This is a genomic window from Acaryochloris marina MBIC11017 (assembly GCF_000018105.1).
Classification (GTDB): Bacteria; Cyanobacteriota; Cyanobacteriia; order Thermosynechococcales; family Thermosynechococcaceae; genus Acaryochloris; species Acaryochloris marina.
Genome location: NC_009925.1, coordinates 528,578 through 553,494 on the forward strand (window position 1 = coordinate 528,578; position 24,917 = coordinate 553,494).

The following is a 24,917-nucleotide window of genomic DNA, read 5'->3' on the forward strand; positions in this document are numbered from 1 at the left end:
ATAAAACGCTCATATCCGTCACTTTAACTTATGGAGGGATGAAAATAGAGTGATTCTTAATTTCGTCTCAACATCAAGAAATTAAACCTATTTTGTAGGTATAAGTGGTCAGGGTTGAGTCATTTTAGGTGCATTCTGAATCTTTAGGTGTATTGAACTCATCTGTGCCAGACCATAAATAGGTGTCAGCATTGCTAGAACGCCGTGCCATAGTGGCACAATCCCAATTGACGAATAATTTTTGGAGTGGAATATGTCGAGAAGCAAATCAATCCTATCTTTAGGAAGTTGCGCCTTTGTTGCGCTCAGCGCAATCTTACCCTTTGGGGCGCATGCCCAAGCAGATCCTTCACAGTTAGGAATTCCTGAAGAGACAACATTTGCTATCATCACGCGGATGAGTGATACTGTTGCCGCCCGTATCTCAGCCTCCTCCTGCAAAGATACTCGCGATCTGTTGAAAGAGATGCGTAAGAGCAAGGGTAGCAAAACCTCAGAGCTATCTCTAGAAGGTCAATTACTGGCCTCTGCCCGTACCCAACCGAAATTACAGCAAGTTGTAGCCAATCGTGTTGGCACAGCCTTGGCCCTCAAGCTGATGGAGTGCAATATGATGAATCCTGATACTCTAGGGGCCTTGTTTGATAAGAAGTAGTTAGACCACCACTTGGTTTTCGACAACATTTTGTTGAGCCTGGTGGACTCGATTTCGACCTGAAGTCTTAGCACCATAGAGCGCCTGATCGGCTTGTTTGATCAGGTGCTCTTTGGTTTGGGCATCACCAGGGAAGGTGGCAACCCCTAGGCTGGCCGTCATCTCTATTTGCTGCAAGGAGGGTAGAATAATCGCTTCCTCGGCAATGGCTAGACGGATCCGATCTGCGATCGCAACACTATCATCATGATTGGTCTTGGGCAGAATGACCGCAAATTCTTCGCCACCATACCGGCAGACAATATCCCCAGGTCGCACTTCGCGCTGTAGAAGTTGAGCCACCTCACAAAGGGCCAAATCTCCGGCCTGATGGCCATAGGTATCATTGAGCTGCTTGAAATGATCAATATCCACCATGATCAGCGAAACTTGATCGGTATTGCGCTGGGATTTCTCGACTTCCACCCTCAACCAGCGATTAAATTCCCGCCGATTGTAAACTTCCGTTAGCCCATCCAATGTTGCTAAACGGTATAAGTCTTGTTGGCTTTGCTCCAGCTTGGTCGCCATTAAGTTAAAGGTTGCGGCCAAATGACTAAATTCAGCGTCAGCGGCCAAAGAAATCCGATGGCTCAAATCTCCCTTGCCTAATTTCTCAACCCCGTCCTCCAAAGATTGAAGGGGGACTGTAATGGACCGAGTGAGTCCATAGGCAAACACGACTGCTAGCATCAAAGCCAAACCGCAAATCATGGCGATCATCTGTCTAACTTCTTTGCGCACGGCTTCTGCGTGGTTGGCATTGGCATCATTTTGAAATGCAATTAACCGATAATTCAGTTGTTGGACATTCTGCAAAATCATTTTCAGCTGTTCTTGCAGCTCAACTCTGGCAGGTTCTGACAAGCCCTTTCCCGATTGAGCAACCGAAGGATCCAAGATTTGTTGACACAGCTGGGAAATTCGATGCCATTTTCGTTGTATTTCCTGTACAGAATTAAATTTGTGTGGATCCTGGTGGGAGAATTCTAGGAGCCTGGCCAAACTCGCTTCAATCGCTTGACTTTTAAGCTGATACTCACTCCACGTTATGGAGCGAGATGGTTCCACCGGTGAGGCCACCACATTTAAATCTAGAAGTAACCCCTCAACATGGGCTAGGGGGAACAAGGCTTCTCGACCTACATTATCGTGCTTACGAAAGCTATCCAATGCCCCTTCAAAGGAAATAACTGCCCCTGCCGCTAACATCAGTAAGGGCACAAGCATGGTCCCTAAACCCAGCCGAAGACGCTGGTTTAGAGAGGTTTTAGGCGTGGACCAAAAGGGCATGGAAGTACTGCTTATTCTGCAATCGGTAGAGACAAGCTCATGGGACTAGACAGGGTAGCAATAACCTGTTGGGCTGCCTCCGGTTGAAGAGGACGAGCAAACCAATAGCCTTGTCCAAGCTCACACCCTAAGGTGTGGAGATATTGCATTTGTTCTATCGTTTCAATCCCTTCTGCCACAACATTCATCTCTAGGCCATGGGCAAGAGCAATAATGGTTTTGACAATTTGATCTTGCCCTTGGCCAATGCCCCAAACAAACGATCGATCGATTTTGAGGGTATTAATGGGCAAGTTATACAGATAATTCAAGGATGAATATCCGGTGCCAAAATCATCCAAACTGAGGGAAATTCCTAAGTTTTGCAATTGCTCTAGTCGATCGGTGACGTAGTGAGTGGACTCCATTAACACCGTTTCGGTAATTTCCAGTTTGAGATGGTGACCAGCCAGCTGGTGCGACTGCATTAAAGATTCAACAGACTGGACGAAATTAGGTTGCAGAAACTGTTGACTCGACACGTTAATACTCATGGTTAACGGTACGGAAAATTCCTGTTCCCATACCGCGAGTTGTTGACAAGCAGCTTTTAAAACCCACTGCCCCAGCGGAATAATCAGCCCCGTTTCCTCAGCCACAGGAATAAACTTCTCGGGGGAGATCAGGCCTTGTTGGGGATGATGCCATCGCAATAGCGCTTCAAAACCGATCAGCCGCTGTTGCCGCAAACAGAAAATGGGCTGATACTGCAATAGAAAGGGATTCTGTCCTTGTTCAATCGCTTTGACCGCATATCTAAGACTATTGCCTAACCATAAGCGAGAGCGAACTTGCTTATGCATGGTCTCATCGAAGACTACATACCCCCCGCGACCGTGGGCTTTGGCACGATACATGGCCGTATCTGCATCTCGCAGTAGTTCTTCAGGATGTTGATACAGGCTGGTGGAGTGGGTAATCCCAATACTGACTGAAGTAAACACTTCTTGCTGATTGAGCTTTAGGGGCTTAGCCAGGGACCGCTGGATACGTTGAACAATCTTATGGGCCTGTTGATGATTGACGACTCCATCCAGGAGAATGGCAAACTCATCTCCTCCCAAGCGAGCCAGCAAATCCTGAGGACGCAAACTCTCCTTAAGCTGTTGGGCAATCGCAACAAGAAGCTGATCCCCCACGCTATGCCCCAAGCTGTCATTGACAAGCTTGAAGTGATCGACATCCAGAAACAAAATGGCAAAATGGCAAAGCTCTGCCTGACGAGAGTATCCCTCTAATTGCTGGCGCTGAACCTGTTGTAACTTCCGTTGAAGCTGCTCATAGAAATAGTCTCGGCTAGGTAAACCTGTCAGGTTATCAAATAGCGCCTTTTGTTTTAATTGCTCAGCCGTCCGATGTCCCTCCATCGCAATACTCGCCAAATGGGTGGCGGTTTTAATGATGTTGAGATGATGAGCGGTGGGGGAACAGGGAACTTGATGAGATAAGGCAAAGGTTCCTAATAGATCTCCAGACTGTGAGAAGAAAGGGGTTGACCAACAGGCAAGAATATTATGTTGTTGGGCAAATTCTCGAAAGTCCACCCAGACGGGATCGCGTTGCGTGTCTTCTACATAAACAGCCTGGCCACGAAAGGCGGCAGTCCCACAGGAGCCCGCATTTTCGGCAATTATTAAATGATCAAAGGCAGCGGCCACTTCCGAGGACAAACTGGGACCTGCTCCCATGCGTAGTTCCGGTTGATGAGCATCCCGTAAAAGGATAGAACAGACCGTCCCTGGAGACTGACTCTCAATCAATAGACACAAACTGTTGAGAATCGCATCTAGACCTTGCCCCGTTGCTACATTTTCCAAAATTTGGGTTTGGGTTTGCAGCAGCATTTCTGAACGTTTGCGCTGAATGGCTGTTGCTAATACCTGGGCCACACAGTTAACAAAATTGCGATCCTCTTTATTCCAATTCTGAGGGTCGGGGGTCAAAATCTCCAGTAATCCCAGGGGACGATCTGGCCCAGGAATCGGAATACAAAGGCCGCTTATTCCATGGGGTTGTGTCAGGGGGAGTTGTTCGGATTGCCTGGCAATAACGGCTGTTTGCCCCGTTTGCATCAATGTCTGTAACCACGGATAGTCTCGGCTATCGATATCAGTGGAGTCCCCTAGGAGGGACGCTTTTTGTTTCGCTACTAACCGCAGAGTGTTGCTATCAGAGAGGACTTGCCACAAACTACAGTCTGAGATCGGCAAGTGGTGACTCATTAGTGCGATCGCATCCAGGTACAAGTCAGTTAAGCTAAACCCGGACAACGCCTTCTGCCCTAGTTCAGTGAGTTCTGACTGTCTATCTAGAGGATTTGTCGCAAAGTCATTCATAAAACCAACGATTCAAATGTGGGAACTGTTAGATATGCAGTTGGATCACAAGGGTTCATAAAACTAAGGTTGGACATACACCACCCAATTTGTGGCAGTAGATGATTTCACTGTCCTAAATCCTAGCCAATTCTATTGAAAGAGAAATATGTAAATCTACTGAAATTTCCTTTACAAAGATATTCATGTTTCAAACTGACCGCTTCATACAATTCTCTGGCGGTTGATGTAGTTCAATTTTTATGGCTCACAAAATAGCTCAGATCATAAAGAGAAGTCTGGACAAATTATTTAGTCATCGAAGGGAATCAATAGCGAAGCTTTAAAGTATAGATATTATTAAGGGTAGCTATATTGTTATAGTTTTCTATGTCTCTGTGGCTCTAAACTTATATGATTGATGAACTTTTTAGGGCATTAGTATCATTTGAGTCAAAGCTACTATTCTATAAAAAGAAATAGTCTTCTATTTTGAGAATCTCAATTTTGGCAGAACTAAAAAAGTCCATAAAACGAAATCTTTATGGTTGACATTCATAAAAAAGAGAGGCCTATAGGCCTCTCTTGAATGATTTTTTAAAGATAGTATTTCGCTGATGAAATCAACTTCTCAATTAAAGATTAGATATTAGCCAATACAACTTTGGCTGCTTCTAAGGTTTGGTCGATATCTGCATCAGTATGAGCTAAGGAGGTAAAACCTGCCTCAAATTGGGAAGGCGCTAAATAAACCCCTTGTTCCAACATTCCCCGATGGAATTTAGCGAACTTAGCTGCATCAGCGGCCTTCGCATCGTCATAGCTATGGACCGGGCCAGGAGCAAAGAACATGCCAAACATGCCGTTGATATGCCCCCCACACACCTCATGGCCTGCTTCCCGAGCAATCTGCAACAATCCAGAGATTAACTTGCCGGTCACCCGATCTAATTGATCGTAAGTTCCTGAACGTCTGAGCAATTCTAATGTTTTGATTCCTGCTGTCATCGCCAAGGGATTACCGGACAACGTACCCGCTTGATACATGGGGCCTGCCGGAGCAACCATACTCATAATGTCTCGACGTCCGCCATATGCACCCACGGGCAGGCCGCCCCCAATGACTTTACCTAAGGTCGTTAAATCGGGGGTAATGCCAAACTTCTCTTGAGCGCCGCCATAGGAGATGCGAAAGCCGGTCATGACTTCGTCAAAAACCAGTAAAGCGCCATTCTCTTTGGTAATTTCTCGGAGGCCTTCTAAGAACCCGGCATCTGGTGGAATAAACCCAGCATTACCGACGACTGGTTCTAAGATCACCCCAGCAATCTGATCGGGGTGCTGGGAGAATAGGGCTTGTACGGACTGTAAGTCGTTGTAGGGAGCCGTTAGGGTATTTCCCGTTACGGATTTGGGCACACCGGGCGAATCCGGTAGCCCCAAAGTTGCCACACCAGAGCCAGCCTTGACCAAAAACATATCAGCATGGCCGTGATAGCAGCCTTCGAATTTGATCACTTTTTCCCGGCCAGTGAAGGCTCTCATCAGTCTCAGGACGGACATACAAGCTTCAGTTCCTGAGTTCACAAAGCGGACCACTTCCACGCTGGGAACGGCATCAATGACCATTTCAGCTAGTACGTTTTCCAACAAGCAGGGAGCGCCAAAGCTAGTGCCTTTGTCTAAGGCTTCCTTGAGAGCCGTAAGGACTTCAGGATGGGCATGACCACAAATTGCGGGTCCCCAGGTGCCGACGTAATCAATATATTGATTGCCATCAACATCCCATACATGAGCCCCTTTAACCCGATCAAAAACAATGGGTTGGCCGCCCACAGATTTGAATGCGCGGACCGGTGAACTTACGCCACCAGGCATCAATTTTTGCGCTGCCGCAAAAATCTCCTCTGACTTTGTTGTATTTAAGGTGTCAGTAAGCAACGTTTTCTCCTTAAGATCAGCTGACTCGCTGAATGGTTGAATGATCAAGGCCTTTGAAAGGTGCACTCAGCAAATTCATGCTTAAGCCCTATCAACATAGTCTTTCATTCTACTGTTTCACTCTATATGGATCAAAACTATTGAAGGTTGGTCTACATTCTTCAAGTTTGAAGCGGTAAAACGTAAACAATTGAAAAATTTTATACATGAGTAGTAAAAATTACGATCCAGCCTCTGACTGGCCTCAAGGCAAAGAATGGTGCTCACCAGGTCACTTTATTCCGTAGCTGTTCCAGCAATTTCGGCCCGATGCCAGGTACTTGATCAAAATCTGCAAGGGAGGTAAAAAGACGTTCTTGCCTCACCTCGATTATTCGGGCCGCCAACTTCGGCCCCACACCGGGTAATGCTTCCAGCTCTTGTTGACTCGCTGTATTCAAATTTACGAGGGAGCTATTAACCGGAGCGGTTTGCTCCTTTCCTAGCCAGACGGGTTGGGGAGTGCCCCTGACATGGAGCTGTAAATCGCCACATTGGCGTTGATGATCTTGGGCTTTGTTGTGGAGAAAGGTCGGAATGCCGAGACGACTACTGGCATATAACCGCTCAAATTCCCGATGATAGTGATCGGCAATTTGAGGATGTTCAATCACCAGTAAGGTTTCATCATTGCGACGATTGGCAGCATCTGACCAATTGTGAGATCCCACAATCACAATCCGGCCATCCACAATGCCAAATTTATGGTGCAGCACATCGCCTTTGGGGAGTTGAGGTGTCCCCACGGTTTGCAAGGGTTGAGACCAAGGTCGATTTTGGGGTTCAGCCTGACATGTTAACGTTCCACTGCGAGAGGAACTGAGGGCCACCCCTAACATATCGAGAACTTCGCTATAGCTTTGATAGGCAAACTGAGGGTCACCCAATACCCGAATTTTTACCCCTTGATGGTCTTCCACGGCTAGCTGATCCACTAGGGGTTGCTCTGAAAAGACAAATAGCGCCAACGCAATATCTTGTGTCGCTTTCGCTAAGGTTTGGCGAATCAGACCGTTGGTACTGCGAGACCAGGGCGTAGAGACGGATGTGGGAGAAAATTGCACTTGCACTTTGGCATCACCCACCTTAAGAGTTTGGGTTGGACGCCAGGGCTTGTTCACCCCAAATTTGCTATCGGTTGCTCGACCGGGACCATCTCCCCACATCGCCTTAAATTCCTCGGTAAAGAGTTGAGCGACAGCTGGGTTCTTAAGGACGACTAGAGAATTGGCATTTCCTCGACTATCTGGCTGATCTAAATCGCCGAGCAAGCCAGACAACGTAAAGTTGGCCGTTGTCACAAGGATGGTCTGCCCATCAATGACCACAAATTTATGGTGCATCAGTCCACTGCCAGCAGAACCATCGGCCGTATCGTCTAGCCAGGGGATATCCGCCTGACGCAGTACCTCTAGGGCATCGTTATCATTGATTTCAGACGAACTCAGCTGGCCATCTTGATCTTGGTCGATCAGTTGAAAGTTGGCTTGGTATCGGTCTTTTTGCCGTGGATCCATCCGGGCCACTTCTTGGGGCGTAAAGCTACTCCAAGGTCGGCTGTAGGTGTTTTCTAAGACCACTCGGACCTGAACACCCGCTTGTTTGCGATCTCGAAGGGCCTGGGCAATCCGGGGCGATCGCAATTCCTGTATCGCTACATCCACTGTGGATTGTGCGGCTTGGATATTCTCGACAATAATCGACTCTAAATCATCCCCTGGGCGGGTGATTTGTCGATAAGGATCCGTAAAAGAATTAGCCAGACTCTGGTTCATATACACCTGAATCTGGCTATGTTGTGGGAGAGGTTCGATGGATTTGAATTGCGGTTGCGATCGCTGCCAACGATTAACCCCAATCCCCAGAGCACCCAGTAGGACAAGGGAAGCTAATCCCAATTGCAGTCGCTGCATCAATAGAGAAGCTAGAAGCGGCTAAAGGTCCCTAACTCAGACTCTTCCAATACCTGGCGGAGAGAATCAACCACCACAGGAGCCTCTACATCTGGATCTCTAAAAATTCGGCGTGGGGTAATGGATTTGCCATATAAATCACGATTTTTCCCTTTGTTGAACCCTAGCTTAGAGCCATCAATGGCGACCCCACCAAATAGACCACTACTGCGGGCATAGGTCAGAATCGGTGACTTGCTGTAATCTTCGGTGGGATCAACCGCTGTTGCCCCCACGGGGCCAGCCGTCCCTGAGACACTACCGCCGATATCGAAAGATTTGGAAAGTACTTCATTGACCGTGCTGCGGTTGGGGAACACCAAGACAATATCGCTGGATTTAGCCCCAATTTGGAGACCAAAACTACCCCCCGTGATGTTGATAAATGCAGGGTTACTCCAGGTGCCATCTTCTTGCCGGAGCATCATCACCCCTGTGCCTCGGCGAGCGCCAAACAGGAACCCCGCTTGGATGACACCGGGAAAGATAGCAATACCTTCGCTTTGTTCTAGCAGCTCTGAAGGAATTTGAGTCTTGGGATCACTGAGAATTTCTTCTAAGACATTTTGAGAAGAGTAAATAATTTTTTCGGCATGGGCCTGCTTTTCGACATCTGTCGCGGCCATGGTCGGCATCGTGGTGGTGACTACGAGCACTGCTGTTACGGGCACAGCCACCATAGACTTAAATTTCATCGCTATCTCTCCCTAGACAAGACGAGCATATGGGTAATGACCCTGGGTTTACCGGAAAGTTTCAGCCGTTTCATCCATCTAAATGGTGCCGAAATTGGGATACCGTGCTTAGTAACAACTACGGTAGGGGGCAAACTGGCTTCAGTCCCTTATTTTCTAGCCCTTAATTAGCACCGAAATTATAAAATGGCAAGGTTTTCGAGATGAAACTTGTTGTTTGCTCGGTCTAGCCCACCCTGCTTTTTGATATTCCCCATGGAAGATGGTTCAAAAATTCCTTCAATTGGTTCGTAACCGCTACCGATGGATCGTCCTCAGTCTGGTCACGCTATGTTTCAGCTGGGGCGTACTCCAGCTAACAATGGGGCAGCCCCTTCGGGCAGAGGTCAAATCTTCTTCACCCCCTCAACTCTCTGCCGCACAGATCTCTAACGCTGAAGAAGGCTATCGTCCAGTGGGGGAGTGGGTCGGAAGACTGATACTACCACCCGCAGATGGCACGGACTGGGTTTGGTTTGAAGTGCACCATAGTCCCAATCCCAAGTTTGTGGGGCAAACTGTGCGGTTGCAGTGGCAGGATCATCCTGATGTCCAAGCCCGCATCAAACGGGTACAGCAGGATATCAACCTCTCTGCAGAAGCACATCAAAGCTTGAAGCGGGGTAATATTCACCCGCAACGATTAGATGGACGGCGGCAGGTGGGACCATTGCAGTCCTTAGCAGGAGCAAGGCCCACAGATGACCTGATCGTAAGTTTAAAGAAGGTGCAAGCCGTTAATGCCCCTAGTCCTTACCTAGAAATTGCAGTAGATCCGCTACAGGTCCCTGGATTCGACTATGGACTCGTCAAAATCCTCGGTCCAGTCTCCACGTCAGAATCCGTTCCCAAAGACTGTCCTGGATCACCTCCTTGTCCGAGCGAGTTGACTCGGGTGCGTCACTACAATCCCCTGACTCAACGATTTAATGGTCCTGAAGAAAGGGTACACATTCGTCAGGATCAGCCCAATTCAGCTGGAGTCTTTCAGTCCACTCCTAGGAAATTAGCCGACTCTCCGGCCGGACGTTCAGGCTGGTATATCTATGGTTCGAAGAATATGGAAGGGGTGTTTGAGGTGAATGCGATCGCACCTCGGTCTCTGTTCCAACTCCAGCCTGATCATCACTTCTCTACCATGGGGGCAGGACTGCACTACTTCAAACGCAAAGTTTGGCAGCAAACTGTTCAACATAAGGGCAAACTCCAACGAGCCCTGGTTGATAGCCAACATCGTAGACAGAAAAAAGCCGTGGATCAGTGGCAGGAAGGTGATCAAGCCTTAGTTGTCCATCTGTTTGGCGGTATTGGTGGTAACAAAGCTGAGCCCCAGGCAGTTATCGGAACGGTCACGGGGCATTTTGGCTACGGTATCGCTACGGTCATTAAAGATCCCTTTACGGGGGAACGTCAGTTTGAGATCGAGTACCAACAGGTTTACGCTCACAACCCAGAGGGAATTGTGGCCGGACCGACCCATTGGTCCGAATATATGGGCCATCTTAACCGGGGATGGTTGGGAAGTCGGCCCGTATTGGATGTGTTGGTAAAGTCTGCGGCCCTGACGCAGCCCTATAAATTTGGCGAGATCAGTCTAGATCCCTTGGCTGAGCTTAAAACCCAGCTACAACTAATGGCAGCACGCTATCGAATTGGTGATGGTACAGGTTCCGCTTTAGTTACCCCGGCAAAATCCTGTGTTCAAGATTCCAGTCAAGCGGTTTACCAAACCATTAAGCGTATTCAATATCAGGTGCAAATGTCCCCAGCCATTCAAACTTGGTTGTCAGAACATCCTCACGCCCCTCAAACCCTTCGGTTTCAAGAATTAACGACTTTAGGGAATGCCCTGGAGAAAGAACTAGTCCCTCTGGGCATTGTCCGCAGTGATTGGCAGCAAAATGCCCAGGTTGCGGCAGGTATCTCAACACCTGGGACATTTCGCCAATCAGACGATTTCTTGGCTCAGGTTCTGAGCTGGCGAACCCTGATTCCTCGGGTTGCCCAAGATCAAATCATTCGTATTTTTCTGAAGCAAGGTACCCCGCTTTGGTTTCTCAACACGAATCAGGTTGGAGGTTGGGATGCGGATATCAGACCCCTCGCCCCCACAGAGTTATTTGGGAAATGGCCAGTCGTTTCCTTTTCCTTTTCTCGGTTGGTGGAAGCAACCACAACGGTTCCAACTCCGATGGGATGGCTCGTTTCAGGAGGGATTTTAGGAGGCTATGGTCTCTTTGCTGTCGTTTGGGGCCGAAAAGTGGGGTTTCTGACCCCACCCAAATGGGCTGCTTATTCCCCATCTGTGCAAATAAGACTCTGGATCGGCACTTTGATCATGCCAGCCCTAGTCGAAGAATTATTATTTCGCTGCCTCCTCATTCCCCACCCCCAAGAAGGTGTGTGGTGGGTGACGCTGCTGCTTTGGTCAGGATTTAGCTTAATCCTCTTTGTGCTTTATCATCCCCTCAATGCCCGTACCCTCTACAGAGCAGGCGATCCAACCTTCTTTGATCTCAGATTTTTAACTTTAGCCACTGTGTTGGGGATAGTCTGTACTGGCACCTATTTGTTCACAGGTTCAATCTGGCCAGGAACTATTTTGCACTGGCTTGCTGTTGCAATTTGGTTGCTGTATTTAGGCGGGCAAGAACGTCTGAGCAAAGTTTAGATCAGATGAAACAGGCCTTTAGTCATAACACCAGGTATCAAAGGATCGGTTGGGTGGTGCCTGATTTGAACGCACAGGCCGATGGAAGATGGATTTGGTATTCGTTGACTTCTTGCGAGTGGCTAATGCTGAGGACTTTTGCGTTTTTCTAGGAGTTGCAATGGTTTGCTGCTCAGTCAATTCTTTTTGTAACCGGGCATTCTCTTTTGCTAATCGCACTGCATCCTGGGTGGTTTGCTCCAGTTTCCCCTTAATCGCATCGATTTGATTGTTTGATTTCTGCAATGCAGTCAGGGCTGTTTTTTGTTCCGCTAACTGTGCCTCTAATTGAGCCACTTTCTTCTGTAAAGAGGTCTCTTTGGTTTGAGCTGCCTTTAAATCTTTGGTTAGGGCACTCACCTTCACTTCTAAATCAGCGTTGATGGATTGAGTGCTGGCAGTAGGGCTGTTTGTTGAGGCAGTTTTTGCTGCTGCTTTCTTCGCAGTAGAGGTGGCAGGTTTAGCTTTCTTTGCGGTTGATGGGGGCTTTGCAGCTGTTTTCCGACTAGAGGAGCGGCTAGACGTTGCCTTTTTGGCAGGAGAAGATTTTGCGGTTGATTTTTTAGCAGCGGGCGCAGCAGTTTTGGTCTTGGCAGCTGACTTCTTCGCTGCGGTTGTAGTAGCCTTTGTTGTCGAAGCTGACTTCTTCGCTGCCGGTGCCGCAGTCTTAGTCGTCGAAGCTGAATTAGCCGTTGATTTTTTGGCTGTAGCCTTAGCAGCGGGTGCAGCAGTTTTAGTCGTCCCGGTCGTCTTCTTTGCCGTAGTTTTTTTCGCAGTTGATTTTGCCGTGCTTTTTTTGGCTGTCGTCGTCTTTTTAGCCGTAGTTTTTTTAGCTGTTGTGGCTTTCTTTTGGGCCGACGACGCAGCTGGTTTAGCACCTACATCCTCTTTTTGATCAGGGGCTGCAGTTTTAGTTGCTTCTTCCCGTAATAAATCTGACAAACTCTTCTTCGTAGCCATTAACTTTCCCAATCCCGCTTAATTTCATCAACAACGCGGCAATAATCTGCTTTTGCCTCTTTACTATATTTCCCTTTCCATTGTGTAATTGGCTGTCCTTCTAAAGCTGCCCGTTCATGGGCCTTATAGCTCCGTACAAAGGCATGAAAAGCCGGAATGCCTAACTCCATCAATGTGTTTTGAGCATCTAATGCTTCTCGCAAACTTCGAGGGTCGACCCGTGTTAGTAATACCCGATGAGCCACACCGGATGGTTTGACCAATGTCCGCACCGTTTCAATGAGAACAGCTATTTCCATTGGGGCAGGCGGCGTAGGAAGCACTAAATAGTCAACCACAGGAATGACCATTTTCAAAATCTCAGATTCCAGTCCTGGTGGTGTATCGACGACCACGAGCTCTTGTTTACTGGATCGGCGCAGTGCTTTCAATTCTTTGGCGCTAGTTCCAGACTGGACTTGAAATTTCAGAGAATTGTTATCACGCTGGGTCCACCAGGTAGCGGATCCTTGTGGATCAGCATCAATCAGGAGAACTTGATGAGCTTCTGCAAATACGGCTGTGAGATTGACAGCTGTGGTGGTTTTACCGACACCACCTTTGCCATTAAGGACTGCTACAACCTTAGTTTTTGAAGATTTAGAAGGCAACTTGGGCACCACTAATGATTGCCAATGGTAAGCAGGAGGCTCCGATTTTGCAACTTGCAAAAGACTCCTGGGATGACTATACAGCTTTATTGACTACTAATCCCCTTTTTTGTAGGCGTTTACAGCCCCGATGTGCTCTTGCTCAGAGGACATATTTCTTAGATGAATAGACAATTATCTATTACAATGGGACCAGGCAACGACTAAAGTCTATCCAAAATACCTCTGTGCGATCGCAATGCAGCCTACTCTACATCAACTGAAAGTGTTTGAAACTGCTGCCCGCCACGGCAGCTTCACCCGCGCCGCTGAAGAACTCTATCTTACCCAACCTACCGTTTCGATTCAGATTAAGCAGCTCTCCAAAACCGTTGGCTTCCCCTTATTCGAGAAGTTGGGAAAACAGCTCTACTTAACAGAAGTGGGCAATCGGTTATTTACCACCTGCCAATCTATCTTTGAAGAATTAGATCAATTCGAGATGATTGTCAGTGATTTGCAAGGAATGACCCAGGGGAAGTTACATCTTGCTACTGTCACCACCTGCAAGTATTTTGTCCCCCGCTTGTTGGGTAACTTTTGTGATCAATATCCCGGCATTGATATTTCTTTAAAAATTACCAACCATCTCCAGCTGGAAAAGCGGATGATGGAAAACCGAGATGATCTGTACATCCTCAGTCATCCACCCCAACATATTGATCTCAAAGTGCAGCCCGTCATTAAAAATCCACTTGTGGTGGTTGCCCCCCCTTCCCATCCCCTCGTGGGTCAAAAGAATATTGATATTTCTGCCCTTAACAATCAGCGCTTTATTATGCGGGAGCCAGGCTCGGGAACCCGCCACGCCGTTCAGGCCCTCTTCAACAAACATAAAGTCAATGTTGAAATCAAACTAGAACTCGGAAGTAATGAGGCGATCAAACAGGCGATTGCAGGGGGACTTGGAATCTCAGTTTTATCGCGCCATTCCCTAAATGGTCGAGAATATACCGACCTCGCCATACTAGATGTCGAGCATTTTCCCATTGAGCAGCAATGGTCCGTGGCCTATTTATCCGGTAAACATCTCTCTGTTGTGGCTGAAACCTTTCTGCATTACCTCGTCTCGGTTACGGATCATGCTGAGATGCCTTGGATGCATTTCAAATAGTTTCCGTCAGTACCTTTGAATCATTTGGAATCACGAATCTAGAAGTTTGGCACCAGATCTCTAGGATTGGCTACCGCAGAAAAACGTATAGCGGGGACAAAGGCGCTCTTGCCCCCGCTGGCGCTCTAGCAACGGGTTGCCGCTAGTTCACCCCATTAACCTGTTGGCTTAGATCATTAACACTTTGGGACATAATGGCTAAAGCTTGCTGAAGGCTTTCTACATCTGCCCCAGTGCCATTGGGTAGTGCGGGGGTCGTAGTGGGAGTAGCCGGTAAGGGAATTCCAATCCCCCCAGTAAAGATAGAATCAACCTCCATTAGACTGGCTCCCGTAGAAGTGGGAACTGCGGTGAAAAGCTGGTCAAATTCAGTTTCGCCAGCATTGGGCAGAAACGTACCGCGATGCTCAGGGGTAAAGAGAAGTTGGCGATTCAGCAATGCCGGAAATGGGAATCGTTGCCGAACAAAGACTTCGACATAACCTCGAAATTCAACGGTATCGACATTAGGGTTAAGGGTGAGAATATCAGGCTGCAAAATGATTAGGCCTGTATCATTGGCTCTGAGGCCAAAGTCATAACAATTATCAGCGTCCAAGGTGCCAAAATCATTAGAACCACCCGTATCTCGAATCACAATTAGATTACTGGTATCCAGGGCAGGTGTGGTGGCATTAAATTTCAAACGCAATAACACATCAAAGTTATTGGGATTGGAAACAGTCAGAAAATATCCCTGCAAAATTTTTCGGTTTGAGTTGGATATATTCCCTTCTGCAGGTGTAATATCCTTGAGAAGGAGTTCGAAGGTTGAAAGTAGCATAAGAATGTCCTTTATGTGATTGTCGATCAACGATCTTCAGTGAAGATCATGGAATTGAGTGGTTATTAACGAGAGCTGAAATAAATCGAGAATAATATTCTCTTGAAACTTAAATATCAAATTTTTCACTTGTTTTTAACGTCTTTTTAAGGCATTGCTAACAAAGCATTAATCTGGGTGATGCCTCTGAGAACTCCAAGCTTACTGATGTGCATATGTTTGAAATAAAAACTACAAGCACTTTCAGTATTCACAGTAGATGCCTGGATGGACATTTAGGCGCTACTGTCTCAGCCATCTATTTTAGATAGCTAAAACTCAATTTAAGAGACTTTTACAAGCTGAGAATATTTCTGTTGATTTAACTCTGCTTTTAGCTCGTTAATCTTAAATCAATATGAATTAAATAATTTAATCTGAGGGTGATAATTCTCAAGATTTTTGGTGATGTAAATCATTGAATTATTTTTCTGCATTTGAGGTATTTTTATATGCAAAAATAATATCATCTAATTTATTTTTAGTATTTTAAATTTTATAAAATAAAAATATAGATAATCCTAGGCATTGCTCTAAGTCGGTTAAAGTCAGAGGCTTAGTGACATAGAGCTTCTTTAGGAATCATTACTTTTGAAAAGTGAAATATTGAAGGCAATGGCCATTAGTACAGGTAAAAATAATGCATAATCCAGCTTTAGATAAGGGTTTCTGCATCACTTAAAATCCCTGATCCTCTGATTTAAAGATAGATGCCAATCTATTGCAGAGATTCAAACCACGTTGACCACTGTCCCCAAATCCGCATACAGTTTTGAACAGAATCATCCAGGGGCTAAACGAGCCATGCAAACCATTGCTGCTATTGATGTGGGAACCAATTCAATCCACATGGTCGTGGTGAAAGTTAACCCTGAAATTCCAGCATTTAATATTATTGATACCGAAAAAAGTACCGTTCGCTTAGGGGAAGGAAGCAAAGATACTGGGAAGCTGCATCCCGATGCGATCGCAAGAGCAATTGCCGCCCTTCGTCGCTGCCAAGAAGTGGCCGCAGCCTGTAAAGTCGAGCAAATTCAGGCGGTTGCCACCAGTGCTGTCCGGGAAGCCCTCAATGGTCGGACCTTTATTCGCGCCGTTGAATCTGAACTCGGCCTCAAAATCAATGTCATCTCAGGTCCGGAAGAAGCTCGTCGAATTTATCTTGGGGTTTTATCGGGCATCGAATTTAATAAAAAACCCCACGTCATTGTTGATATTGGGGGCGGATCAACCGAGCTTATTTTAGGGGATGGCCAAGATCCTCGCTCCCTTAGTAGTACCAAAGTAGGTGCGGTTCGGCTAACCGAGGAATATATCACCACCGATCCGGTCAGTACCCGTGAATTTGAACGATTACAGGCTTACGTCAGAGGGATGTTGGAATGGCCTGTTGAAGAGTTGCGTTCCCATCTTTCCCCTGGTGAGATTCCAACCCTTATTGGGACTTCCGGCACAATTGAAAGTATTCTCAAACTCCATGCCTGCGAAGTGATGGGAGCCTGCCCCACCTCACTTCATGGCCATGTCCTCACCCTGGATGACCTAAACGAACTGATTCGCAAGTTACGCAAGCTCAATTACGAAGAGCGCTGCAAAATGCCTGGCATGACCGAGCGGCGCGCAGAAATTATTTTAGCCGGAGCCGTGATTTTGGCTGAAACAATGACCCTGCTGAAATTAGACTCCATTACCACCTGTGAACGAGCCCTACGGGAAGGCATTGTGGTGGACTGGATGATGAAGCAAGGCTTAATCGAAGATCGTCTCCGCTACCAGGGGTCCGTGCGAGAGCGTAGCGTTATGAATTTGGCCCATCAGTACCATGTGGAACTGGCGACAGCTGAACGAATCGCTGATTTCGCTGTTGCTTTATTTGATCAGACCCACGGTGCACTCCATGATTGGGGGATAGACGAACGCCATTCACTGTGGGCAGCCGCTATTTTGCATAATTGTGGGCATTACATCAGCCATTCCGCCCACCATAAGCATTCCTATTACTTAATTCGCCATGGTGGTTTGTTGGGCTATACGGATGCCGAAGTAGAAATTATTGCTAACCTAGCTCGGTATCACCGCAAAGGCCCCCCCAAGAAAAAGCATGAGAATTATCAGAACCTAGTGAATAAAACCCAACGTCGGATAGTCGATCAGCTCAGCGCTATCCTGAAGTTAGCGGTCGCATTAGATCGACGACAAATCGGTGCCATTGAATCCCTACATTGTGAAATGGAAGAAGATACCATCACCCTCCATCTTCAAGCCAGTCAAGCCGACGATGACTGTGCTTTAGAACTATGGAGCTTAGATATGAAAAAGGCTTGTTTTGAAGCCGAATTTGATGTCACCTTGGTCGCTCAACTTGCTGAATCTGCTCCTAGCCCCGATTTGCAGCCAGCCTGATTAATCCTAGTCCTCACTGTTAAACCCAAGGATTTGGACATTCCACCTCATCTAGAGTTAACTTGTTAGCTTAGGAATGGAAAGAGAATCATTTAAGGAGATCTTCCTTGATTCTCTAAAGCCATCCAATCCCTTGCACAAAATTTTTTATTTGACTAGGGGTTAAGTCACTACACACCTCTAAAAATACTGGTAAGCTGAATTTCGTTTAACTGCTCTCGGTTTATCTATAGCCGTTTACAAAGCAAGGAGCTGTTTATGGCCTCACTACAGGAAGACTTAAAAGCTGGAATTGCCGCACACCAAAAAGGACAACAGTCCCAGGCTATCCAGATTTTAGAGCGCGTGTGGCAAGCTGCCACTCCAGGAAGTTCTGTCCATGTGCAGGCCCAAATGTATCTGATCATGGCTCATCAGAGCTGTGGTCAACTCGAACAAGCTTTGATGCTCTGCCAGCCTCTAGCTGCCAGTCCCATTGCCCAAGTTCAGGAATGGGCTAATCAGGTCTTGCCTCAGTTACAGCAAGACCAGGAGAATCAAATTCCAACCGCTACGGCATCCGCTACGGCAGAGACTTCTGCTCCCAGTCCAGAACCTAGTCAACCTAGTCCGGAATTTAGCCAAAAGTCCCGGTCTTTCGGTGGGATGAAACTGGCAATGGTTGGTATTGGTGGCAATCTCAGTTTGGCTTCTGGAATTACCATAAGCCTGCTGTTTGGGATGGTACTTGTCCTCGTCTTGGGCGTCTTTTTGATCACGGAAAGTGATAATCCAGGCTTGGGACTTGGAGCTGCCGTTATTTTTACTCTTGTTATTAATGCAGCGGTTTTCTTCTTTTCACCCTTTCTCATGGATTGGACCCAGCGGTGGCTTTATGGCACCCATTGGATCACCCTGGGAGAGCTAGAACATCTCAGTCCCGAAACCAGCCAAATTTTGCAGAGAATTTGTACTGAGAAGAATCTGAAGATGCCTCGTTTAGGCATTATTGAAGATCAAAATCCAACCGCCTTTACCTACGGTTCCCTGCCTAACAGTGCACGGCTCGTCGTAAGTCGAGGATTATTCACCTACCTAGATGAAGACGAAGTGGCGACGGTCTATGCCCATGAGTTAGGCCACATCGTCCACTGGGATTTTGCGGTCATGACCTTAGCCTCTACTTTGGTGCAGATTACTTATTTGATTTACACCTTTGCCAGCCGAGCAGGACGTAGAGGGGGAAGTAGCAAAGGAAAAGATGCTTTGCAAGCCGCTGCGATCTCAGCCTATATCTTCTACATCATTGGCACCTACCTGGTCTTATACCTATCCCGAACTCGGGAGTATTTTGCCGATCACTTTGCGGCAGAAGTAACAGGCAACCCCAATGCCTTATCCCGAGCTTTAGTCAAAATTGCCTACGGAATTGTCGAAGAAGGTCAACGCTCCAAAGAGCCTAGCCGTTTACTGGAAGGAACCCGAGCTTTGGGGATCTACGATGCCAAAGCGGCGACCTCCTCCGGCACGGCCTATCGAGTCGCTTCTGATACCAGCAAAATTGGTCGTGTCTTTTTGTGGGATCTATTCAACCCCTGGGCGTTTTGGATGGAGCTGCAATCCACCCACCCCCTCACGGGTAAACGTGTTCGGGCCTTGAGTACCTACGCGGAGCAACTAGGTTTGGACATTGAATTTGATATGGGCCGAGTCGTGGGAGAAGGTCGCCATTTAAATAAGCAACGCCTCTATAGCCACTTCTTCCTAGATTTGTTGCTCTATGGGGCCGAATTTATTGGCTTAGGGGTGGGTCTGATTCTAGGACTTGCCGTCGGAACAAATCCCATCTCGTTAATGCTGATCGGTTTAGGGATCGGTATTCTCGCTAAAACCTTCATCATGTATCCCAACTTTGGTCAGGCTCCTGAACGGGATATCTTAACCCTGATGTCGGATCCTTATGCCAGTCCCCTGCGTGGGCAACCTGTGCAGCTTGAAGGTCAACTGATTGGGCGTGGAGATGCGGGCTATAAGTTTGGTTCAGATTTGAAACTGCAAGATAAAAGCGGCATGTTATTTCTCCGCTATTCCTCTCGCTTTGGGCCGATCGGCAACTTCCTATTTGGTATGTCTCAAGTCAAGGACTTGATTGGAACCCAGGTGGGCACAACGGGATGGTTCCGTCGCAGTATTGCCCCCTGGATGGATCTTATCCAACTCAGAACAGATGGCGGGCGTGTGATCAATAGTTATCATCGGTTTTGGTCTTTCGGGTTTGGCGGATTTTTCATTGTTCTGGGGCTGGTCTTCAACTTTTTATTGCTTCCCGGCTTGGTCGGTTAGTTCTGAAAAAGATTCCTTGCTTAAATGCCGCTTCTAAGGGCTCACACCCTTAGATTAATGGGGCCTGATCATCTCCTCACTCCTCACTAATTGCTTGAAGATGCTGCCAAAACGATTGCGATTTGGGCTATGGTTCCTTATTGGCCTAGAATTTGGACTTGCTTTGGCTTATCTGGTCGCTGTCTGGCGGCAACAGTCCGTCCCTGCATGGTTAGATTGGAACGGTCTGAGATCGTTACCATCCCTGATGCAGGCTGCCACCTTATTTGCAATCGGGGCGCTAGCGCTACTCTTGCTCATCTGCCGACAACGAACTCAACGCCCTGTCTCCAGACTGCTCCCCTTGGCTTTAGCCAGCCTTTGCCTGTATGGAGGCATTGATGAGCTGACAAAGCTCCACTTGCACCTGAATCAATACAACTGGAAAGGCATCTATGTGGCTATTTTGATTGCTATTCCATTGATGTGTCGGCGGGATCTCGCTCGGCTATGGTGTGAGCATCGGTCAATTGTGTTGTGGGTATTTTTAGGACTCGGTATTTTCTTATTGGGTGGATTTGGTGCGGAACTGATCAAGGAGCATCTGTATGCAGGGATCTCTCCTGAAGCCTCCTTCACCTTGGCAGGTCAAAATTTAAATCTGCTGTTTTGGATTGAACATCTCAGAGTGATGGTTGAAGAGTTTGCTGAGTTGTTAGGCGAAACCATCATTCTGTTTGGGGTGGCTCAATTTGTTCTGAAAAGCTTATCCCCACAGTTTACTTAAGCCATGCGTTGGTGATTGCCTCTCTCCCCTAGAGGTCCATTGACCTAGTAAGATAGGAGAGACCCGCAATTATTAAGAAACTGTGAAAGCAATTACTCTTCTCGGCTCAACAGGATCCATCGGCACCCAAACCCTGGATATTGTCGCTCAGTATCCCGATCAGTTTCGAATTGTGGGGATGGCTGCTGGTCGCAATATTGAGCTGCTGTCACAACAAATACGGCAGTTCCGGCCTGAGATTGTGGCGATCGCAGATCCGAATCAACTCTCTGATCTCAAAGATGCGATCGCAGATGTTGATCCTCAACCCCAACTTTTAGCCGGAGAAGCGGGTGTGGTGGAAGTGGCCGCTTACGGTGATGCCGAATCCGTGGTTACCGGGATTGTTGGCTGTGCAGGTCTATTACCCACTATTGCCGCCATCAAGGCTGGAAAAGATATTGCCCTCGCCAATAAAGAGACCCTAATTGCGGGCGGTCCGGTGGTACTACCCCTAGTGGAGAAACATGGGGTCAAGCTATTACCTGCAGACTCAGAGCATTCCGCCATTTTTCAGTGTTTACAAGGTGTGCCAGAAGGGGGACTACGCCGGATTATCCTGACGGCATCTGGGGGAGCATTCCGAGATTGGCCCGTAGAAAAGTTACCGGAAGTCACCGTTGCTGATGCCCTCAAGCATCCCAATTGGTCCATGGGCAAAAAAATTACTGTTGACTCCGCCACCTTGATGAACAAAGGGCTGGAAGTGATTGAAGCCCATTACCTATTTGGCGTGGATTACGACCATATTGATATTGTTATCCATCCCCAAAGCATTATTCACTCTTTGATTGAACTGCAAGATACGTCAGTGCTGGCTCAGCTAGGCTGGCCCGATATGCGGCTTCCTCTGCTCTATTCCTTGTCCTGGCCCGAGCGCATTGCCACCGATTGGGAACAGTTAGATCTCGTTAAGTCTGGGGATCTAACCTTCCGTGAACCCAACCACCAGAAATATCCCTGTATGCAGTTGGCCTATGATGTGGGCCGCATGGGGGGAGCCATGCCAGCGGTAATGAATGCCGCCAATGAGCAGGCCGTTGCCTTGTTCTTAGAAGAAAAAATTAGCTTCTTAGATATTCCCAAGGTGATTGAAACGGCTTGCGATCGCTATCAATCCCAAAACACCTTGCAACCTAGCCTAGAAGACATCCTGGCTGCTGATCAGTGGGCAAGACAAGAGATACTCACCATTAGCCAAAGCCAAACCCCAGTGGTTACGGCGAGTCCACAACTGTCGGCGATTTAGTTGCGAGTTCTGTAGCCTGACGCCCCAGACTACAGGAGCTAGCAATGGCAAAGGGGACGGTTTGGGTGAACTGAAAAGGTTCTTCGGCACGATGGACCTCTACATGGAGATGTGGGCCACTACTCCAGCCAGAGTTACCGCTATAGCCAATAATCTGTCCGGCCTTAACTTGATCCCCAACTTTAAGGTTCACCCGGTGGCGAAATCCTTGTTGCAGGTGAACATAAGCAGAACGGTACCCACCATCATGTTCCAACCAGACGTGATTAAATCGATGAATTTGTTCTTTGCCGCCCCCACGATCAGGGTATTTATCTTGGATACTGATGACTCGCCCTGATCGCATCGCATAGACTGGCGTACCAATCCCAGCTGCATAATCATAGGCATATTCCATCCGACCATTGTGGGTGACCCCTCGTATCCCTTGACTTAACCATCCTTGCCCCCAGAGCGGATGGCAAAAACCTTCCAAAGGCGAGTCAACGGTCGGCTGCTCATGGAGAGCCAAGGTCAATAACCTCAGATTGGCTGTCGGCTTAATTTCCTGTGGAGGCTGGGCAATAGGGGGATCATCCTTAGCAATATCTGCACCTCCCATTGTGCCGGTCAAGTGAGTTTTAAAAGGGCTATAGGGATGGAAAATCGCTAATAGCACTAATATGAGTCCCAACCCTGAAGTCATCCATAGATAGGGGGACTGGTGGATCCTGGTGAGAAAAGAGACCAGGGGCCTCTGGTTACCGAAATTACGTTGTGAAATTGAAGGGGGACGTTGCTGAGGAGCTTGATCACTCATTCCTTGTTGCACGAGGCGTTCACCAATCCAGATGTTCTTTGAAAGAATTGATAGAGAAAGCTGATCTAGAGTGATGCATGGCATCTAGATAGCTAAAGGAGAAACATCACAGAGGAAAACTGCAGATTAAAAAGTTAAATATCACTTCACAAGTCTACAGATACCAGTACTATTTCCAGACGTAAGAGAAAGTCTTTTGTTCTTTATATCTAAAAATAATTTGCCCTTGAACGGGACTGAATCAAAACTTTGTAAATGAATTGACACAAAGGTTTTGTCCTACTGAGTCTCACATAAATAAATTGTTATCTTGTCAAGAAAAATTAGTGAACTTTCTTGAAGAAATATCTTTGCATCTGTTTAGCTGAAGGGGCTAAATCGAGGATGATCGGTTCAGAGAAAACACTCCCACCCTGAAGGTGGAAAATAAGTCTTTACCTATTGGTTTGGAACGTTCTCGAACAAGCAATGTCTTCCACTAGAGCTGGAGCTATTGGGATGTAAACAGTGCTCCAGGTCTCAAACGTAGCTTACCCCGCCGCTTTGCTTTTTGCTGATGGAGGGCTTGCTGTAAACGTCCGACTAATTCCAATGTTCGCCGAGACTCCAAAGAAGCACAATCTTTTTGATGAGTCTGGACGCGATCGCGCCCCTGTTGCTTAGCCACATACAAAGCTCGATCGGCCGCTTCAATCAAAATTGAGGGGGCCACATTCTCATCAGGGACCTGACTGGCAACCCCTAAGCTTGCAGTAACGTTATTTCCTGTCGAAGAGTGTTGGTGAGGAATCGCAAGCTCCTGAATCGTACTGCGGATTGCCTCAGCAACTTGGATTGCCCCATCTAAATCGGTATTCGGTAAGATAATGGCAAACTCTTCCCCCCCATAGCGAGCAACACAATCGGCAGGTCGTTTGGCTACTTTAGCAATGGCTTGGGCGACTTGCCGCAGACAAACATCTCCAGCCTGGTGACCATAAGTATCGTTAAACGCCTTGAAATGATCGACATCGCACATAATCAAGGATAAGGGATGATTCTCTCGACACAATCTATTCCATTCCGATAAAAAGGTCTCATCAAAGCAACGACGATTGTTGACTTGAGTTAAGCTATCTATCGTTACCAGTTCTTCCAACTGCTGATTGGCAAGTTCAAGCTGTTCAGACAGGGATTGTAAGGTTCGATTTTTTGCATCCAGTTCCAGTAATAAGCTTTGGCGTTCAACGGCATACTGAATAGAGCGACGTAAATGACTACTTGTAAATCGTCCTTTCACTAAATAGTCTTGGGCACCTTCTTGCATTGCCTTCAGAGCGACTGCTTCATCTGAATTGCCACTCAATATAATTACGGGAGTTAAAGGAAACGCTCGATTGACTTGGTGGAATAAATCAAGCCCTACAGTTCCTGCAATACACAAATCCAATAGAACAAGATCAATCTCAATCTCAGACTCTAATAACTCAAACCCACTCGCTAGATCGGAACAGTGTAAAAGATCTACAGGGAAATCATGGCTGATACTCAGCAATTCCCGAACAATTTCTACATCCTGCTCGTCATCATCGATCATTAGAATACTGAGATGAGCAGCTTGCATTTTTTAGGGGCCCCCTTGTCAAAAAAATAGACGTTCTTCTGGGCAAAAAATCACTATCCTTCCGAACTAATACGGAGAAGATAAGTCCTTCGTTATCTCTCTTATACCGCCCTATGATGCCCAAAATCTTCCGTAATCCTACGTATTTTTAAGGCTTCGAAGAATGAAAATAATTGAAGCAGGTTCAAGGCATCCTAGTAAATTCGGGCCGTTCCCTATTTCTGTCTAAGGAGCCAGCCCCATTCATCCCTTCTGAAACGTGTTAATACTGTTTAGTGTCACTTTTTTGTAGCTTTAGATACAATCTGCGATCGTTTTCTAGTTAACCAGAGGTAACTGGAAAACACTTGCTAATAACTAGTTATTCACTAATTGCTTAATATGAGTTTTCTTT

17 protein-coding genes are annotated in these 24,917 nt (G+C 47.1%); 7 read left to right on the plus strand and 10 right to left on the minus strand.

Annotated elements, in window-relative coordinates; genetic code table 11:
• Window positions 1-253: 253 nt before the first annotated feature.
• A complete protein-coding gene (locus tag AM1_RS02375; protein ID WP_012161197.1) occupies window positions 254-655 on the plus strand; it encodes a hypothetical protein in 402 nt (133 codons plus the stop codon).
• Here AM1_RS02375 and AM1_RS02380 read toward each other — a convergent pair whose 3' ends face one another.
• From AM1_RS02380 to AM1_RS02400, 5 genes are all read right to left on the minus strand, one after another.
• Window positions 656-1,987, minus strand: coding sequence for a diguanylate cyclase (locus AM1_RS02380; protein WP_012161198.1), 1,332 nt, complete (start codon window positions 1,985-1,987; stop codon window positions 656-658).
• An 11-nt stretch (window positions 1,988-1,998) separates the two neighbouring features.
• Window positions 1,999-4,362 carry an EAL domain-containing protein gene (locus tag AM1_RS02385; RefSeq protein ID WP_012161199.1) on the minus strand — a complete coding sequence of 788 codons (2,364 nt, stop codon included), beginning with the start codon at window positions 4,360-4,362 and terminating at the stop codon, window positions 1,999-2,001.
• A gap of 621 nt (window positions 4,363-4,983) precedes the next feature.
• The gene (gene hemL / locus AM1_RS02390; protein ID WP_012161200.1) at window positions 4,984-6,282 is read right to left on the minus strand and encodes a glutamate-1-semialdehyde 2,1-aminomutase; all 1,299 of its coding nucleotides are present in this window, start codon (window positions 6,280-6,282) and stop codon (window positions 4,984-4,986) included.
• A gap of 263 nt (window positions 6,283-6,545) precedes the next feature.
• Entirely contained in the window at window positions 6,546-8,234 is a 1,689-nt protein-coding gene (locus tag AM1_RS02395; protein WP_012161201.1) for a phospholipase D-like domain-containing protein, read from the minus strand.
• Between the two features lie 11 nt (window positions 8,235-8,245).
• A complete protein-coding gene (locus tag AM1_RS02400; protein ID WP_012161202.1) occupies window positions 8,246-8,968 on the minus strand; it encodes a lipid-binding SYLF domain-containing protein in 723 nt (240 codons plus the stop codon).
• 262 nt (window positions 8,969-9,230) lie between these two features.
• Here AM1_RS02400 and AM1_RS02405 point away from each other — a divergent pair, with 262 nt between their 5' ends.
• Complete coding sequence (locus AM1_RS02405; RefSeq protein ID WP_238549145.1) at window positions 9,231-11,678, plus strand: CPBP family glutamic-type intramembrane protease; 2,448 nt, start codon at window positions 9,231-9,233, stop codon at window positions 11,676-11,678.
• Between the two features lie 18 nt (window positions 11,679-11,696).
• Here the strand turns inward: AM1_RS02405 and AM1_RS43005 are convergent, their stop codons facing one another.
• Both AM1_RS43005 and AM1_RS02420 read right to left on the minus strand, forming a co-directional pair.
• Window positions 11,697-12,677 (minus strand): hypothetical protein, encoded by a 981-nt coding sequence (locus tag AM1_RS43005; RefSeq protein WP_238549146.1) that lies wholly within the window; start codon window positions 12,675-12,677, stop codon window positions 11,697-11,699.
• Window positions 12,677-13,327, minus strand: a complete 651-nt coding sequence (locus tag AM1_RS02420) for a ParA family protein (protein WP_012161206.1) — start codon at window positions 13,325-13,327, stop codon at window positions 12,677-12,679. Before AM1_RS02420 ends, AM1_RS43005 begins: the two co-directional genes overlap by 1 nt.
• A gap of 238 nt (window positions 13,328-13,565) precedes the next feature.
• On the opposite strand from AM1_RS02420, the gene AM1_RS02425 reads away from it, so the two are divergent.
• Window positions 13,566-14,480 carry a LysR family transcriptional regulator gene (locus tag AM1_RS02425; RefSeq protein ID WP_010477188.1) on the plus strand — a complete coding sequence of 305 codons (915 nt, stop codon included), beginning with the start codon at window positions 13,566-13,568 and terminating at the stop codon, window positions 14,478-14,480.
• A 142-nt stretch (window positions 14,481-14,622) separates the two neighbouring features.
• On the opposite strand, the gene AM1_RS02430 is transcribed toward AM1_RS02425, so the two are convergent.
• A complete protein-coding gene (locus AM1_RS02430; protein ID WP_012161207.1) occupies window positions 14,623-15,303 on the minus strand; it encodes a hypothetical protein in 681 nt (226 codons plus the stop codon).
• Between the two features lie 843 nt (window positions 15,304-16,146).
• On the opposite strand from AM1_RS02430, the gene AM1_RS02435 reads away from it, so the two are divergent.
• From AM1_RS02435 to dxr, 4 genes are all read left to right on the plus strand, one after another.
• Window positions 16,147-17,745, plus strand: a complete 1,599-nt coding sequence (locus AM1_RS02435) for a Ppx/GppA phosphatase family protein (RefSeq protein WP_012161209.1) — start codon at window positions 16,147-16,149, stop codon at window positions 17,743-17,745.
• A 258-nt stretch (window positions 17,746-18,003) separates the two neighbouring features.
• Entirely contained in the window at window positions 18,004-20,067 is a 2,064-nt protein-coding gene (locus tag AM1_RS02440; protein WP_012161210.1) for a zinc metalloprotease HtpX, read from the plus strand.
• 100 nt (window positions 20,068-20,167) lie between these two features.
• Window positions 20,168-20,833, plus strand: coding sequence for a hypothetical protein (locus tag AM1_RS02445; protein WP_012161211.1), 666 nt, complete (start codon window positions 20,168-20,170; stop codon window positions 20,831-20,833).
• An 82-nt stretch (window positions 20,834-20,915) separates the two neighbouring features.
• Complete coding sequence (gene dxr, locus AM1_RS02450; protein WP_012161212.1) at window positions 20,916-22,121, plus strand: 1-deoxy-D-xylulose-5-phosphate reductoisomerase; 1,206 nt, start codon at window positions 20,916-20,918, stop codon at window positions 22,119-22,121.
• Here dxr and AM1_RS02455 read toward each other — a convergent pair.
• Window positions 22,090-22,779 carry a M23 family metallopeptidase gene (locus tag AM1_RS02455; protein ID WP_238549147.1) on the minus strand — a complete coding sequence of 230 codons (690 nt, stop codon included), beginning with the start codon at window positions 22,777-22,779 and terminating at the stop codon, window positions 22,090-22,092. The genes dxr and AM1_RS02455 overlap by 32 nt on opposite strands.
• A gap of 631 nt (window positions 22,780-23,410) precedes the next feature.
• A complete protein-coding gene (locus AM1_RS02460; RefSeq protein ID WP_012161214.1) occupies window positions 23,411-24,523 on the minus strand; it encodes a GGDEF domain-containing protein in 1,113 nt (370 codons plus the stop codon).
• Window positions 24,524-24,917: the final 394 nt, after the last annotated feature.